Annotated in this window: 13 protein-coding genes; 5 read left to right on the top strand and 8 right to left on the bottom strand. The window is 43.2% G+C overall.

Annotated elements, in window-relative coordinates; genetic code table 11:
* Positions 1 to 64: 64 nt before the first annotated feature.
* From PTE_RS11615 to pilM, 7 genes are all read right to left on the bottom strand, one after another.
* Positions 65 to 973, bottom strand: coding sequence for an SPOR domain-containing protein (locus PTE_RS11615; RefSeq protein WP_036846503.1), 909 nt, complete (start codon positions 971 to 973; stop codon positions 65 to 67).
* Positions 974 to 1127: 154 nt separating this feature from the next.
* Positions 1128 to 2228 carry a 3-dehydroquinate synthase gene (gene aroB, locus PTE_RS11610; protein ID WP_036846500.1) on the bottom strand — a complete coding sequence of 367 codons (1101 nt, stop codon included), beginning with the start codon at positions 2226 to 2228 and terminating at the stop codon, positions 1128 to 1130.
* A gap of 46 nt (positions 2229 to 2274) precedes the next feature.
* On the bottom strand, positions 2275 to 2796 hold the full coding sequence (gene aroK / locus PTE_RS11605; protein ID WP_011144496.1) for a shikimate kinase AroK: 522 nt from the start codon (positions 2794 to 2796) through the stop codon (positions 2275 to 2277).
* A gap of 368 nt (positions 2797 to 3164) precedes the next feature.
* Positions 3165 to 4199, bottom strand: coding sequence for a type IV pilus secretin PilQ (gene pilQ, locus PTE_RS11600; RefSeq protein ID WP_036846605.1), 1035 nt, complete (start codon positions 4197 to 4199; stop codon positions 3165 to 3167).
* Positions 4192 to 4737 carry a hypothetical protein gene (locus PTE_RS11595; protein ID WP_036846498.1) on the bottom strand — a complete coding sequence of 182 codons (546 nt, stop codon included), beginning with the start codon at positions 4735 to 4737 and terminating at the stop codon, positions 4192 to 4194. The genes pilQ and PTE_RS11595 overlap by 8 nt, the downstream gene beginning before the upstream one ends.
* Positions 4724 to 5278: a PilN domain-containing protein gene (locus PTE_RS11590; RefSeq protein ID WP_036846496.1), complete on the bottom strand. Its 555-nt coding sequence runs from the start codon at positions 5276 to 5278 to the stop codon at positions 4724 to 4726. Before PTE_RS11590 ends, PTE_RS11595 begins: the two co-directional genes overlap by 14 nt.
* Complete coding sequence (pilM, locus tag PTE_RS11585; RefSeq protein WP_036846494.1) at positions 5275 to 6105, bottom strand: type IV pilus biogenesis protein PilM; 831 nt, start codon at positions 6103 to 6105, stop codon at positions 5275 to 5277. Before pilM ends, PTE_RS11590 begins: the two co-directional genes overlap by 4 nt.
* A 119-nt stretch (positions 6106 to 6224) precedes the next feature.
* Here pilM and mrcA point away from each other — a divergent pair, with 119 nt between their 5' ends.
* Positions 6225 to 8753: a peptidoglycan glycosyltransferase/peptidoglycan DD-transpeptidase MrcA gene (mrcA, locus tag PTE_RS11580; RefSeq protein WP_036846492.1), complete on the top strand. Its 2529-nt coding sequence runs from the start codon at positions 6225 to 6227 to the stop codon at positions 8751 to 8753.
* A gap of 43 nt (positions 8754 to 8796) precedes the next feature.
* Here the strand turns inward: mrcA and nudE are convergent, their stop codons facing one another.
* A complete protein-coding gene (gene nudE / locus PTE_RS11575; protein WP_036846490.1) occupies positions 8797 to 9345 on the bottom strand; it encodes an ADP compounds hydrolase NudE in 549 nt (182 codons plus the stop codon).
* 353 nt (positions 9346 to 9698) lie between these two features.
* Between nudE and PTE_RS11570 the strand changes: the two genes are divergently transcribed.
* From PTE_RS11570 to pckA, 4 genes are all read left to right on the top strand, one after another.
* Positions 9699 to 11810, top strand: coding sequence for an IgaA/UmoB family intracellular growth attenuator (locus PTE_RS11570; protein WP_036846488.1), 2112 nt, complete (start codon positions 9699 to 9701; stop codon positions 11808 to 11810).
* A gap of 60 nt (positions 11811 to 11870) precedes the next feature.
* On the top strand, positions 11871 to 12287 hold the full coding sequence (gene hslR / locus PTE_RS11565; RefSeq protein WP_036846485.1) for a ribosome-associated heat shock protein Hsp15: 417 nt from the start codon (positions 11871 to 11873) through the stop codon (positions 12285 to 12287).
* A 22-nt stretch (positions 12288 to 12309) separates the two neighbouring features.
* On the top strand, positions 12310 to 13182 hold the full coding sequence (gene hslO / locus PTE_RS11560) for an Hsp33 family molecular chaperone HslO (protein ID WP_036846483.1): 873 nt from the start codon (positions 12310 to 12312) through the stop codon (positions 13180 to 13182).
* A gap of 205 nt (positions 13183 to 13387) precedes the next feature.
* On the top strand, positions 13388 to 15007 hold the full coding sequence (gene pckA, locus PTE_RS11555; RefSeq protein WP_036846481.1) for a phosphoenolpyruvate carboxykinase (ATP): 1620 nt from the start codon (positions 13388 to 13390) through the stop codon (positions 15005 to 15007).
* Positions 15008 to 15030: the final 23 nt, after the last annotated feature.

Genomic DNA, 15030 nt, shown 5'->3' with positions numbered 1-15030 from the left:
TCATTCCAGAGCCGCAGATTGTACTCTGTTTAGGACAGCATATCAGCGCCTAATAAATATTGTTTTATTTTCTCAGATCTTGTTGCACTTGCTGCATCGTTCTGACCCAAGGTTTTTTCGCCTGAATTTCGGCTGGTAGAGATGAAACGGCCCGTTTGGCTTCAGAAACAGAACTGTAATCACCATGAATCAAAATAAACCAGGTTTTTCCATTACGTTTAGTTTCATAAACTTTGTAATGAGTGAGGTTATTCTTTTTAGCAAAAGCGGTCAGTGTATCTGAGCGGCTGGCACTGCTTAATTGCAAAGTGTAGTGGTTTGCCGCGGCTTTCAGCGGATTACTGCCGGCCACATTACTTTTGCTGGTATGACTTGTAGATGGTTTTGATTTAGCCGGTGTTTCTGGTTTCAGTGGACGGATATTTTCTGGTTTCTGCTGTACCGCTGGTGGCGGTGTTACTGTCTGCGGTTGCTGGGTCTGATTCAGATCTTGCACCGCATGATTTATATTACTTTGTTGCTGAGTCAGCGCATCAGGAGTATGTCCGGGTAATTCAATGCGCTGGCTTTCACCATTGTTAACTTGAGGCTGCTGAGGTTGTGTTGAGGTACCACTGACAGGAGGAATATTGATTTCCTGTGGCCTGTTAATTGTATTTGCAGTGGTATTCTCCGATGTGATGGATTGATTGTTATCGTTTTTGGATGGTGAACCTGATAAATCAATATTTTTTTCTGCAACATTTGAAGATTGCTGTTTCTCATGTTCAGTTGGTGCTTTTAAAGCAGAGCTGATAGCCATGATCAGCAGTAGCAGCACTAAAATTCCAATCCCGATCATCATTTGCTGGCGTGAAACTGCAAACTTGGGTTTGTTTAATGGTTGGCGTGATCGTGAAGGACGGCGGTCTGAGGTATCTGGTCTAAACTCGTTATCTGCCCTTTGTTCATTTTCTGATTTGAATTCGTCCATATGCCCTCCAAACAGAGCTAATACTGCCAATTGCAATTAAAGTCGGTCCGATAGGTTGACTTAACTAGCAATGAATGAAAATTTGTCTGATAAAGTAGCTATTTTATGACATAACAACCAGATGTATGCAAAAAAACATTTAATTTATTGATAATTACATATTTTCAGATGGTAAACACTGGCGGATAGCTTCAAGGACACAATCATGTCCAATGTCTGAACGAAGATTAGCTTTACCAATTTTTGTCGGAAGAATCAGATGTAATTTACCTGCTATAACTTTCTTATCTCGCATCATATGCGGGAGATAAGCTTCCAGTGGCATGTTTTTTGGCCCGTATATAGGCAGATTTGCCCGCTCCAATAATCGGATAATACGTTGAGTATCTTGCTCAGAGAAATTATCAACCAGTTGGGCTGTTCTGGCTGCCATAACCATTCCTGCGGCAACCGCTTCTCCGTGTAGCCAGACGCCATATCCCATTTCTGTTTCAATTGCGTGACCAAATGTATGACCAAGATTCAGCAAGGCACGCAGGCCGCTTAATTCTTTTTCATCTGCTGCGACAACTTCTGCTTTCAATTCACAACAGCGCCGGATGCAGTAAGCCATTGCCTGGTCATCAAGAGTGAGCAGTTTATCCATATTATTTTCAAGCCAGCTAAAGAATTCGCTGTCGAGAATGATACCGTACTTAATTACCTCAGCCAGACCGGAAGAAAGCTCACGGGCTGGGAGCGTTTGCAAGCAATTAAGATCGACCATCACAGAGGCTGGTTGATAGAACGCACCTATCATATTTTTGCCAAAAGGATGGTTTACTGCGGTTTTTCCTCCTACAGAGGAATCAACCTGAGCAAGAAGGGTGGTAGGAACCTGAATAAAACGGACACCACGTTGATAACTGGCAGCGGCAAAACCAGTTAAATCACCGATTACGCCGCCACCGAGAGCAATAAGGGTTGTATCCCGGCTATGGTTATTTTCTAGTAAAGCAGAAAATACGTCATTTAATATGGAAAGAGATTTGTACTGTTCACCATCAGGCAGAATAACTTCATCTACTTGAATCCCGGCTTGTTGCAAGGTGGCTTTTACTTTTGCCAGATACAACGGAGCCAGAGTTTGATTCGTCACCAGCATAATCTGCTGACCTGCTTTTAGTGGTGCAAAAGCAGAAGGATCATCAAATAACCCTTTGGCGATAGTAATTGGGTAGCTACGCTCCCCTAAAGTAACAGTGATCTCTTCCATAGCAGCCTTCGCCTTCATTATTTATCGCTGTACAGACTTGCTTGAATCAGTTCTTTTCCAGTAACTCAATGATTTGGTTAGCGACAACTTTAGCGCTTTGTTCATCGGTACGGATAGTGACATCAGCAATTTCCTCATACAGAGGATTACGTTCGTTTGCTAAATTTTCTAAAACTTCGCGTGCTGGTGCATCAACTTGAAGTAAAGGACGTTTCTTATCGCGCTGAGTGCGTGCTAACTGTTTTTCAATGGTGGTTTCCAAGTAGACTACGACACCACGGGCAGACAGGCGATTACGAGTTTCTCTGGATTTAACAGAGCCCCCGCCAGTCGCCAGCACAATGCCTTGTTTTTCAGTGAGTTCGTTAATCACTTTTTCTTCGCGTTCGCGGAAGCCTTCTTCACCTTCCACATCGAATACCCAGCCCACGTCAGCTCCGGTACGTCGCTCAATTTCTTGATCGGAGTCATAAAACTCCATATTGAGTTGCTGAGCTAACTGACGACCAATAGTGCTTTTGCCGGCACCCATAGGCCCAACCAGAAAGATATTACGTTTCTCTGCCATGTTTTTGGTATTACTAAGACTATTCGTTAATGATAACCCGCCCCGCCAATCAAATTAGCAGCGGGACCTAAACTGAAACCTCATGAGCGGTAATGTGAGATCAGATGAGAAAATTATCTCAGTACATCAGCCAGTTTTGCAACTATATAAATCAACCTTGAGCTTCTTGTGATAGAAACCCCGGTTTTATTGGCTTATTATTGTGATGTTAACCCGACCACTCAATTAGCTAACTCTTGTATGCTAAATCGGACTCAGCGTCAAATCTATAAACAGGGTTAGATGAAAAAATCTGCGCATAATCATACGTAATAGCTGAATTTTTCATTGTCAATTCATTGATATAACAGTTATATTTTTTGTTTTGGCTAAATATCCATCAGTTGAGGCGTAATAAATATCACCAGCTCACGGCGGCTGTGTTTATGACCTTTTTGGCTAAATAATGAACCGAGTAGCGGGATGTCTGATAGATAAGGTACTTTTTGCATTTTTTCACCTTTTTTCTGTTGAAAAATCCCACCGAGAATAAGGGTTTCGCCATTTTTTACAGTAACTTGAGTTATGATTTCCTGTTTATCGATGGTTAAATTCTCACCTCCACCTTGACTGATTGAGATTCCCGGCATGTTTTGGCTGATTTTCAGTGAGAGTCTGATTTTATCTTTTCTCAGTATATGAGGTGTGACTTCCATCCCAAGTACAGCTTCTTTAAATTGTACGGTACTTTTCTCTTTTTCCTGACTGACGTAGGGGATATCAGAGCCTTGTTTAATGCTGGCTAGCTGTTGATGTGAAGCGGTTAGTCTTGGGCTGGCAATAATATCCAGTTGGTTTTCCTGTTCTAAGGCGCTGAGTTCCATTTCCAGCAAACTGGTATGGACGCGGGCAATATTGAACGCAAATCGGTGCATGTTGTCGCTGGCGGCTTGGTTGATATTGAGGCGGTTTATACCTGTTGATGTATTAAGTTGATCTCCTATCGGTATCCCCCAATAGATTCCCAGCTCATGCAATGCTTCCCTGCTGCTGGTTACGATATGTGCGGTAATCTGCACTTGCTGTTGTGGTGTATCTATTTCTTTTAGCCAGCTTTTTATCTGAGCGATTGCGATGGGGCTATCCTGCAAAATCAGGCTGTTGGTTTCAGGATCAAAATCAGCTTTACCCTCTTTGGTCATCAGTGAGGGTATATTTTGTCTGAGATTAAGGGCAATTTTTTCTGCGTCTGCATATTGTAATGCTGTTGAGAGGTACTGAATCTCAGCTTCATTGATTGATTGATCAAATAACTCAATAGGTTGCTCTGCTATTTCTGTTATTGGTGGAGCAAAAGGGTTTCTTATTTCTGCAATGCAGATAGCAGGCAGAAAAATGATAAACAGAATAAATATTTTAGTCATAAAATTCTTCATATGAGGTTTCTGACAAAGTCATTTTGACATTGAGAGATTCGCCTGATGGAGAAACAGAAAACTGTTTAATCAGCAGCGGCGGGTATAACGCCTGTAATGCATCAAGAAAATTCAGCATTTGTTCATAGTTTAAATAAATCGTTATTTGCCAGAGCGTTTTTTCCCCTTCATTTTTACGTTGCCACTCAATAACTTGCCCGCCAGAATTTATCAACGGTTGTTGCAGTTGTTTTACTGCGGTAATTTTTACGGTGTTTTGTGGTGGCTGGTTAAGTTCATTTTCTATTTGGTTTATCTGTTGCCGTATATCTTCCAACTGAGGTAACTGATTTAGCTGGTTATTGGCTGATTTTGTATTGGTTTGTTGGGTGATTATTTCCTGTGTCAGCCCAATTTCCCGTTCAGCTTTCTCTTGCCAGGAGAAAAGATAAAACAGGGTCAGGACCAGGATGATGATAGTTTGTTGCCAAATAAAGAGCAGCCAGGTGGGTTTGGCAAACCACCATAAATAGTCATTTTTTATCATCGGGTATCTCCGTCTGCCAGTTCGCGTCAATAATAAATTGCCTGATTTGCTGCTCAGTGGTGGTCATTTTTTTCAGTTGAATTTCAGATAATTGCCCGTTGTTTTCGAGATTATCCAGCAGCGATGTCATACTGGAATAATCCAGACTGTTAGCAACCAATTTCAATTGACCTGCATGGTCATCGAAAGCGGTTAGCCAACTTCCTTCCGGTAGTAACTCAGGTAATTCATTGAATAATCTCAAATGTTGCTGATTCTGTTTCAGCCGCGTTTGTTGTTGTTTTAATTTATAGGCTAGTTTGTTGTGAAGATTGAATGCCTCTTCTGTCTGAGTTATCTGTTGTTGTAAATGTAATTGTTGCTGGTTAAGTTGTTGTAATTGTCTTTGATGCTTGTTAATCGTTTCCAGTTGTTTAAACGACATCCAAATGAGTACCGCCAGCCACAACGCTAATTGCAATAGGAGAAGAATGGTCCACCAACGATAGCGGGATTTCAGTCGGGTTTGTCGCCAGGGCAGAAAATTAACTTGATACATCATTTGTCATCCGGTCTGAGTGCCAAGCCACCGGCTATCACATACTCCATCAGTTGAACTGGGAGCGGTGGTTGATAGTGACGGAATGCTGCCAGCATATCCCAGGAGGAAGTGCCTTCAGGCAGAGCTTCCTGCTGGTAGCTGCTGTAATAAATATTCTTTTTAGTTATGGATGAGGCCGGTAATTGGCTAATAACCTGTAGTGGAGAAGCTGCGGTATTTGCTGATACCAGGTCATAAGCAAAGGGGGCATTAGCAGGAGATACCCACAACCAACTGGATTGTTGCCGGTGTAACAGCCAGCTATCAGCCGGAACGCCAGCATATTGCGCTATATAGCGTAGTGCACAGGGGGCAATATCAATGGCGTCCGGAAAGATTTCTGCTTGTGCAAGGCATTGTAGCCAGATATTCAGATCTTTCTGACGGGCGGCGCTGATATAGGCGTTTTGCTCGATAATACGGTAATCCAGAGCCAGTTCACGGGTGTTAAAAGGAAATTGTTTTTCGGCGCTGGCATTGATAAACCAGCCTTGTTCCGGCTCTTTAAGACTGATATCTGAAGGTAAAGTCAGATTTCGCTGCAATGTTTGCTGTACAGGTAAGGCAAGTCTGAAACTGATTTTTTTGGGTAATTTTTGGCGCCATTGATTTAATATATCGCATAATATCTCTGGCTGCTGTAAACGACCTTCTGGCATAACCGCATCAGATAAAAGATATTGCCAGCAGTGGCGAAGCTGCCAGCCATTACGGCGTTTTATGGCTGCGACGGCACGAATGGCTCCATTTTGGATGTCCAGTCCGACATACCACTTTGGTGAGTACATATGACGATCTCCATATCAGTAATTTTAATAAAAGACCATATTCAAGGTGCTGTGTAACCTTTATACTACGTGCCGATTGTTTATAAACCACCCAACTAACGTGGCATGGGAAATTTCAGGTGAAGTTCGTAAAGTATTTTTTAATCTTTGTCGTGAGTTGCATTTTTCTGGGAACAGCCTCGATTTTTGGCATGTACCAATATATCGAGCCTCAGTTACCTGATGTGGCGACATTAAAAGATGTTCGATTACAGACACCAATGCAGGTGTTCAGTGCGGATGGGGAGCTTATTGAGCAGTATGGTGAGAAGCGCCGTATGCCTCTTACTCTGTCCGAAATTCCACCTGTGATGGTGAAGGCATTTATTGCAACGGAGGACAGTCGTTTTTATGAACATCATGGCGTTGATCCTATAGGAATTATCCGGGCGGCATCTGTGGCGATGACTTCAGGCCGTGCTTCTCAAGGGGCCAGTACCATTACTCAGCAACTAGCGAGAAATTTCTTTCTCAGTCCTGAGAAGACATTGATGCGTAAAATCAAGGAAGTTTTTCTGGCCGTCAGGATTGAGCAGTTACTGAATAAAGATGAGATCCTTGAACTCTATCTCAATAAAATTTATCTCGGTTACCGGGCTTATGGTGTTGGGGCTGCGGCTCAGGTTTATTTTGGTAAGAATGTCAATGAGTTGACATTGAGTGAAATGGCCATGATTGCCGGTCTGCCAAAAGCGCCTTCTACTTTTAACCCGCTTTATTCTTATGACCGGGCGATTAACCGCCGGAATGTGGTTCTGAGCCGTATGCTCGATCAGGGCTATGTTACTCAGCAGCAATATAATCAAGCCAGAAGTGAAAAGTTGGTGGCTAATTATCATGCGCCTCAGATTGCTTTTTCTGCGCCCTATTTGGCTGAGATGGTACGTCAGGACATGATTGAGCGTTATGGCGAGAATGCTTATACCGACGGTTATAAAGTTTACACCACGATTACCCGCAAACTTCAGTTGGCTGCCACGGATGCGGTGCGTAATAACATCATTGATTACGATATGCGTCATGGCTATCGCGGGGCGCAGGAAGTGTTGTGGAAAGTGGGTGAACCTGCCTGGGATAGGGAACAGATTGTTAAGAAGCTTAAGGCCCTGCCAAATTATGGGCCGTTAATGCCGGCGGTTGTGACCAGCACGGGAGCTGATCAGGCGACGGTGATGCTGGTTGATGGCAGCAGTGCAGAATTGCCGATGGCGGGTGTCCGTTGGGCCAGAAAATTCAAATCTGATAGTGTGCAGGGTGCGGTTCCACGTAGTGTGAATGAAGTGGTTCAGGCTGGTGAACAGGTTTGGGTTCGGAAAGTAAAAGATATCTGGTGGTTGTCACAAATGCCGGAAGTTAATGCGGCTTTGGTTTCTATTGATCCTAATGATGGTGCTGTAAAGGCGCTGGTGGGTGGGTTTGATTTCAGCTTAAGTAAGTTTAACCGTGTTACGCAGTCATTACGTCAGATTGGTTCCAATATTAAACCGTTTCTCTATACCGCTGCGATGGATAAAGGGCTGACGCTGGCTTCATTGCTTAATGACCTGCCAATCAGCCGCTGGGATGCGGGAGCCGGTACTGACTGGCGTCCGAAAAATTCCCCACCAACTTATGCGGGGCCAATTCGTTTGCGTCAGGGATTAGGACAATCGAAGAACGTTGTGATGGTTCGGGCAATGCGTGCGATGGGGGTTGATTATGCCGCTGATTATCTGCAACGGTTTGGCTTTCCGGCACAAAATATCGTTCGTACAGAATCTCTGGCTTTGGGATCCCCATCATTTACACCAATGCAAATGGTGCGTGGGTATTCGGTCATGTCCAATGGCGGCTATTTGATAGATCCTTATTTCATTACCAAAATTGAAAATGAAGATGGGGATATTCTGTTTGAGGCAAAGCCGAAGATTGCGTGTCCGCAATGCGATATTCCGGTGATTTATGGTGATACTGTGCGTTCAATCGAACTTTCTGAAAACTCGATTGAAAATGTAGCTCAATCTCAGGTCAGGCAGCAGGAGATATTACCGCTGCCTGAACTAGAGAAGGTTCCGGTAGTTGACGGTAGTGAATATGGGCAAAAATATGCGCCTCACGTTATCAGTACCCCTTTGGCATTTCTGATCCATGATGCTTTGAATACCAATATTTTTGGTGAGCCAGGTTGGAGCGGTACGGGGTGGCGTGCCTCGCGCGATCTGAAACGTCGCGATATTGGTGGTAAAACCGGGACAACCAACAGTTCAAAGGATGCCTGGTTTTCAGGTTATGGGCCGGATATTGTGGCGACCGTCTGGATTGGTTTTGATGATCACCGTAGAAGCCTTGGTCGTACAGCAGCCAGTGGCGGTGAAGCGGGTGCTAAGAGTGCGCAGCCAATTTGGGATGACTTTATGAAAATTGCACTGGAGGGTGTTCCTGAAAAAGAAGTAGCCGCCCCTCCGGGTATTGTTTCCGTCGTGATAGATCGTAAAACAGGTAAACTTGCTGGTGGAGGTGGAGATACCCGCAGTGAGTATTTCATTGACGGAACTCAGCCTACAGCGAGTGCGGTGCAGGAAGTTGGCACAACGTTGATCGAGAATGGTGAAAGTCAGGAGCTATTCTGATAATAAATCAGGCACAACGGGAAATCCGTTGTGCCTGTTAATTTCAGCGGTGGTGTAAGTATTTTTGCGCCAAAAACAGGGCGCAGACATTTCGCGCTTCGTTGAAATCAGCGTGATCCAGCAATGACATCATATCGGCTATTGGCCAACGTATTTGCGGCAATGGTTCAGGTTCATCCCCTTCCAGGCTTTCCGGATAGAGATTTTCAGCAATAACAATGTTCATTTTGCTGGAAAAATAGGACGGAGCCATAGTGAGTTTGGCTAGTTGCTCTATTTTTCTGGCGCCAAAACCGATTTCTTCTTTCAATTCACGGTTAGCTGCTTCAAGGATACTTTCACCAGAGTCGATAGCACCTTTGGGAAAGCCTAATTCATATTGCTCAATACCTACTGCGTATTCACGGATGAGTATCAATTCATCTCCAATGACCGGGACGATTAGAACTGCTTCCCGGGTTGCTGGACGCATCCGTTCATAAACGCGTTTTACACCGTTACTGAATTCGAGATTTACTGACTGAATATGAAATAGACGTGAATGGGCAATGTTCTCTATGTTCAGGATTTTAGGGTTTTTCTGGTCATTCATAGTTGCCCCTGATGGCATTAATATTTGGTTGATTTGAGTGTCTGTGCATTATTACGTCATAAATTATTTCATTAACCTTAGGTTTTATGATGAAATTAGGTACACTCCATAGCTTGACTAAATATGGCCGATTATTTTGATAAATGATAGTGATTATCGCTTGTCATTGTTGTTACTGTTATTTTTATCCTCTTTGGAAATAGATCTGTGTTATAGATAATTCAGAGAGTGATTATATAACTTGTTGTAAAATAAATTAAAAAGATAGATAGAAATAACCTGATTCAGAACTGAACGTGTGGTTGCTATTTTGCAAACAACAATAGCAATATTGTCATGGATGTGGGGGAAAAATGAACTCAACAGCCGTTATATTGGCTATCTTGATGATTAGCCTGATTATAATGGCTTCTTTTCTGATTTTCAGATGGAAGCCGCATGATAACGCCCGTTATCTGCCTTCTGTTGCTGACCCGACCTATCGTAAACTTCATGCTGATGAATATCAGGCCATTGAATGTTATCTGAAGCAGGTGTTGCCACTGGTTTTAACCGACCGTATCAATAAAACAAGCGGGTTAATTCTGACGGACAAAAATGATACGGTTTATACTATCTGTAATTCCATTACCCGGTTTTCTGTTGCCTCAGATGAACCACATAGCTGGCGTTATTACATTGATATGGCAGAAGTTCATTTGCCATTTTTCCTTGAGCCTTTTATTAAACAACAGAATATTATTGATGTTGTTCACACTGCGGGAATACCACTTGTTATTTCGATTAATGGTCACTTCCTGAAAGATTTTCAACGGGATTTTCCTTCCGCTCCGGTAGTTTCAGATGTATCCCATCAGCAGGCATCGATCCAAAAAAATGGCGATACCAGCGTAAAATTACAAAGTATCCGTAAAGAGACTTCGGAAGAATACCGGTTAAATCACTCATCGGGTATTTGGGAGGGAGGATTCTTGTGTCTCGGATTTTTTATTTGGTTCCTTGCGTTACTCTCACCGATACTGTTTTTGCCGTGGCTGATGTTGATTGCTGGTACTTTAATGGCTGTCAGCTTTTGGCCGTTGTTCTGTCCGTCTTCAAGACGCAGGCGCCAGGATATCCACTGTTTTACCGGTATGCCAAAACGGTGGGGATTATTTGGAGAATTTGAACAAGGGCAAATGAGTAATATTTCTCTTGGTGGGATTGATTTAATATACCCACCTCATTGGGAATCTTATATTACCTACGATCTTGATCAGAAAATCAATATCGATATTTACACTAACGGCCAGGTAGTCAGGCAAGGGCATTATCTCTCTTTGCACGATGAGGAGAAAAATCACCCTTATCACCGTTATGGGAAAAATCTAATGATGATTGGCGGCAGCTTGCTTATTATGCTGCTGCTCTATTTTTATCAGCCGGTTAGTGTACCAATGAAACTCAGTTTTGCCTGGTTGCGTGGTAGCAGCACGAAGGTTGTCACTGATGCTAATACGATGAAAGAGATGGCGTTGCGGGTCGGGGATGTCCTGAAAGCAAAAGGGGTTGGTATGTGTTATATGCCGCCAAATAATATGAACGGCAAAGGAGACACTTATTTTTCTCCATTCGATTGCTCAGGGATATATTGGAATAGTACTCATTCACTGCCAATCCAAGAATCGGAAGTTATAGAAAATGCGGCTAAACTGATTGCAACTGTTAATAAGCAATTACGTTTACAGGAAAATAGCGATGTAATTAATCCAGGTCTTGCTCAGGAAATTGCTAAATCTGGTATGATTTTATTGGATGATTTTTCTGATATCATATTGAAAACTAAAAAATTATGTGGAAAAGAAGCAGACTGTTTTCGATTGAAGAATGCTTTGGTTAACCTGGGTAGTGCCAATGATTGGACAACTTTGTTAAAGAATACAGAGGATGGCAAGTTTGATGATATCCATGTTTTATTGCGTCCAGCGGGGGCTGAAGCTCTGGGAAAGCTGGTTGATGCGACGACATCGTCATTTATCTACCGGGAAATAGATAAAATAGCAATCCTGCTTAATAGCCCTTCTCCGGGTGGTGTTCTGCTGATTAGTGATGAAGGTAAACAGCTGGTTGAATATATCACGCCGGCAATTGTTTCTTATGACCATAGCGCGTTAGAACAATGGCGTGAGTTACAGCGGTTATCGGATACGGTGTTGCAAACACCATTTGAGACAGTAGGAATTATTACAGAATTGTCCGTAGATACTAATGGAACCCGCCGGATTGTGTTACATAGTGCACTGGATTCCATGACGCTGATCCGTTGTATTGGCACAACGCTTTTACTTTTGGTGCTTTTGACTATTTTGGTCATTAATTCGGTGTTAGCTGTTAAGAAAAATCGGCAAAACAAACAACGTCTAAGCAAAATCAGGCAGTATTACGATAGCTGTTTTGATACGGCTTTCCCACCTACACGTTGGTGATAATCAGCAATGGTGTGTTAGGCTTGGCTTTTTCGCCGGAGCTGATATTGGGAGAAAAAAATGAAAGATAATTCAGACTCCAATCAAGCTGTCCGTCTGGATAAATGGCTGTGGGCTGCCCGCTTTTATAAAACACGGGCTATGGCACGGGAAATGATAGACGGTGGTAAAGTTCACTATAATGGTCAACGAAGTAAACCGAGTAAAGTGGTTGAACTCGGAGCTGAAATTAAACTGCGTCAGGGTAATGATGAACGTACGATTGAAGTTCTTGCGTTAAGCAGCCATCGGCGCGGTGCACCGGAAGCTCAACAACTTTACCGGGAGACTGAAGCGAGTATGGCTAATCGGGAAAAAATAGCGATAGCCCGTAAAATGAACGCATTAACTATGCCTCATCCTGATCGCCGGCCGGATAAAAAAGAAAGACGCACGCTGATTAAGTTTAAAAACACCAAATTAAGTGAGCAGGAATAACCTGCTCCAGTGAGAGATATTTATGTTTAAACAAGACCAATTACACCGCTTTTTGTTTGAGAATTATTCTGTACGTGGTGAGCTGGTTTTAGCCAGTGAAACTTACCAGCATATTCTGGAAAATCATGATTACCCGCAGCCGGTACAGCAATTATTGGGAGAACTGTTGGTAGCAACCAGTTTATTAACGGCGACACTGAAATTTGATGGTGATATTACTGTTCAAATTCAGGGAGATGGCCCGGTAAAACTGGCAGTCATTAACGGTAATCATCAGCAACAAATGCGCGGTGTCGCCCGTATTGACGGATTAGTTGCTGAAAATAGTAGTTTGAAGCAGATGGTTGGCACAGGCTATATGGTCATTACCATTACACCAATTCATGGTGAGCGTTATCAGGGTGTCGTTGCATTGGAAGGTGAAACGCTGGCGGAATGTCTGGATGATTATTTCAGACAGTCTGAACAGTTACCAACCCGTCTGTTTATCCGTACCGGTATTCAGGATGGAAGTATCGCTGCCGGCGGTATGTTACTACAGATTTTGCCAGCAGCGGAGCAGGGTAGTGCAGACGTATTTGATCATCTGGTACAGCTTACTGCAACCATTAAAGGTGAAGAGCTATTTTCACTGGAAGTTAAGGAGATTTTGCATCGTCTTTATCATGAAGAGGATGTTGTATTATATGAGCCGCAACCCGTTGAATTCCGCTGTACTTGTTCTCGTCAACGTTGTGCTGACACGTTAGTCACACTTTCTGATGAGGATGTTAATCATATTTTGCAGAAAGATGGCAACATTAATATGGAGTGTGAATACTGCGGTACACACTATATTTTTGATGCTGATGATATCGTTGAAATCAGGTCAGAAAAAAAGAGCCGGTTACACTAATATTTATCTGTTTTAGGGCGCGGATCCGCGCCTTTCTATCAATATCTATAATATTCAAAGGCTTCTTTCGTGTCTTTCGTTTCAGATTACGCCTAAAAAAATGATAGGTTTTCAATTTTTTGATAACAATCGCTGTTAATTAATCATAACTATTTATTATTGCTTACAGAAAAAGCGTGACTATCCAGGACCCAGGAGCAATAACATGAGTGTTAAAGGCATTACCCCGCAGGAACTCGCGGACTATGGAATCCATGATGTTAGTGAGATTGTTTATAACCCAAGCTATGAGCTGTTATTTTTAGAAGAAACTAAACCTTCACTGGAGGGTTACGAGAGTGGCACTTTGACCGACCTGGGGGCTGTGGCTGTCGATACGGGGATCTTCACTGGTCGTTCCCCCAAGGATAAGTATATTGTCCGTGATGATGTTACCCGTGATACCGTATGGTGGGCTGACCAGGGAAAAGGCAAGAATGATAACAAGCCATTACAACAGGAAACATGGACACATCTGAAAGGTCTGGTTACTCAACAGCTTTCAGGCAAACGTTTGTTTATTGTTGATGCTTTCTGTGGTGCGAATGCAGATACACGCCTAAAAGTCCGCTTTATTACAGAAGTTGCATGGCAGGCTCATTTCGTTAAGAACATGTTTATCCGCCCCTCAGATGAAGAATTGGCCGGATTCAAACCAGACTTTATTGTGATGAACGGTGCAAAATGCACTAACCCACAATGGCAAGAGCAGGGTTTGAATTCTGAAAACTTTGTCGCATTCAACCTGACAGAGCGTATGCAGCTTATCGGTGGTACCTGGTACGGCGGTGAAATGAAGAAAGGAATGTTCTCAATGATGAACTACCTGCTGCCATTGAAAGGTATTGCTTCAATGCATTGTTCTGCCAACGTGGGTGAGAAGGGCGATGTTGCTGTTTTCTTCGGCTTATCAGGTACAGGTAAAACCACGCTTTCTACTGATCCAAAACGTAAGCTGATTGGTGATGATGAACACGGTTGGGATGATGACGGCGTATTCAACTTTGAAGGGGGCTGTTACGCGAAAACTATCAATCTATCCAAAGAAGCGGAACCTGATATCTACAATGCAATTAAACGTGATGCATTGCTGGAAAACGTGACTGTACTGGCAGATGGCACGGTTGATTTCAATGATGGTTCAAAAACTGAAAACACCCGTGTTTCTTATCCTATCTACCATATTGAAAACATTGTTAAGCCGGTTTCTAAAGCAGGTCACGCGACCAAGGTCATTTTCCTGACGGCAGACGCGTTTGGCGTGTTGCCTCCGGTATCCCGTCTGACACCGGAGCAGACTCAATATCATTTCTTGTCTGGCTTCACGGCAAAACTGGCTGGTACAGAACGCGGTGTGACGGAACCAACACCAACGTTCTCTGCCTGTTTCGGTGCCGCCTTCCTAAGTCTGCATCCAACTCAATACGCGGAAGTCTTGGTAAAACGCATGCAGGCCGCAGGTGCCAAGGCTTATCTGGTGAACACAGGCTGGAATGGTACCGGTAAACGAATCTCTATTAAGGATACCCGTGGAATCATTGACGCCATCCTAAGTGGTGATATTGAGGAAGCTGATACCACGACATTACCTATCTTCGATCTGGCGGTTCCGACTGCGTTGCCTGGTGTTGATACTGATATTCTTGATCCACGTGATACTTATGCAGATAAATCTCAGTGGGAAGAGAAGGCGAAAGATTTGGCACATTGTTTTGTCGACAACTTTGATAAATACACGGATACCCCAGCAGGGGAAGCTTTAGTAAAAGCGGGTCCTAAGCTGTAATTGTGAGTATAAATAAACCTCAT

The organism is Photorhabdus khanii NC19 (assembly GCF_000517265.1).
In the GTDB taxonomy this organism is placed as follows: Bacteria; Pseudomonadota; Gammaproteobacteria; order Enterobacterales; family Enterobacteriaceae; genus Photorhabdus; species Photorhabdus khanii.
The sequence above is the reverse complement of the archived record's forward strand: the minus strand, read 5'-3'. Positions and strand labels throughout refer to the sequence as shown.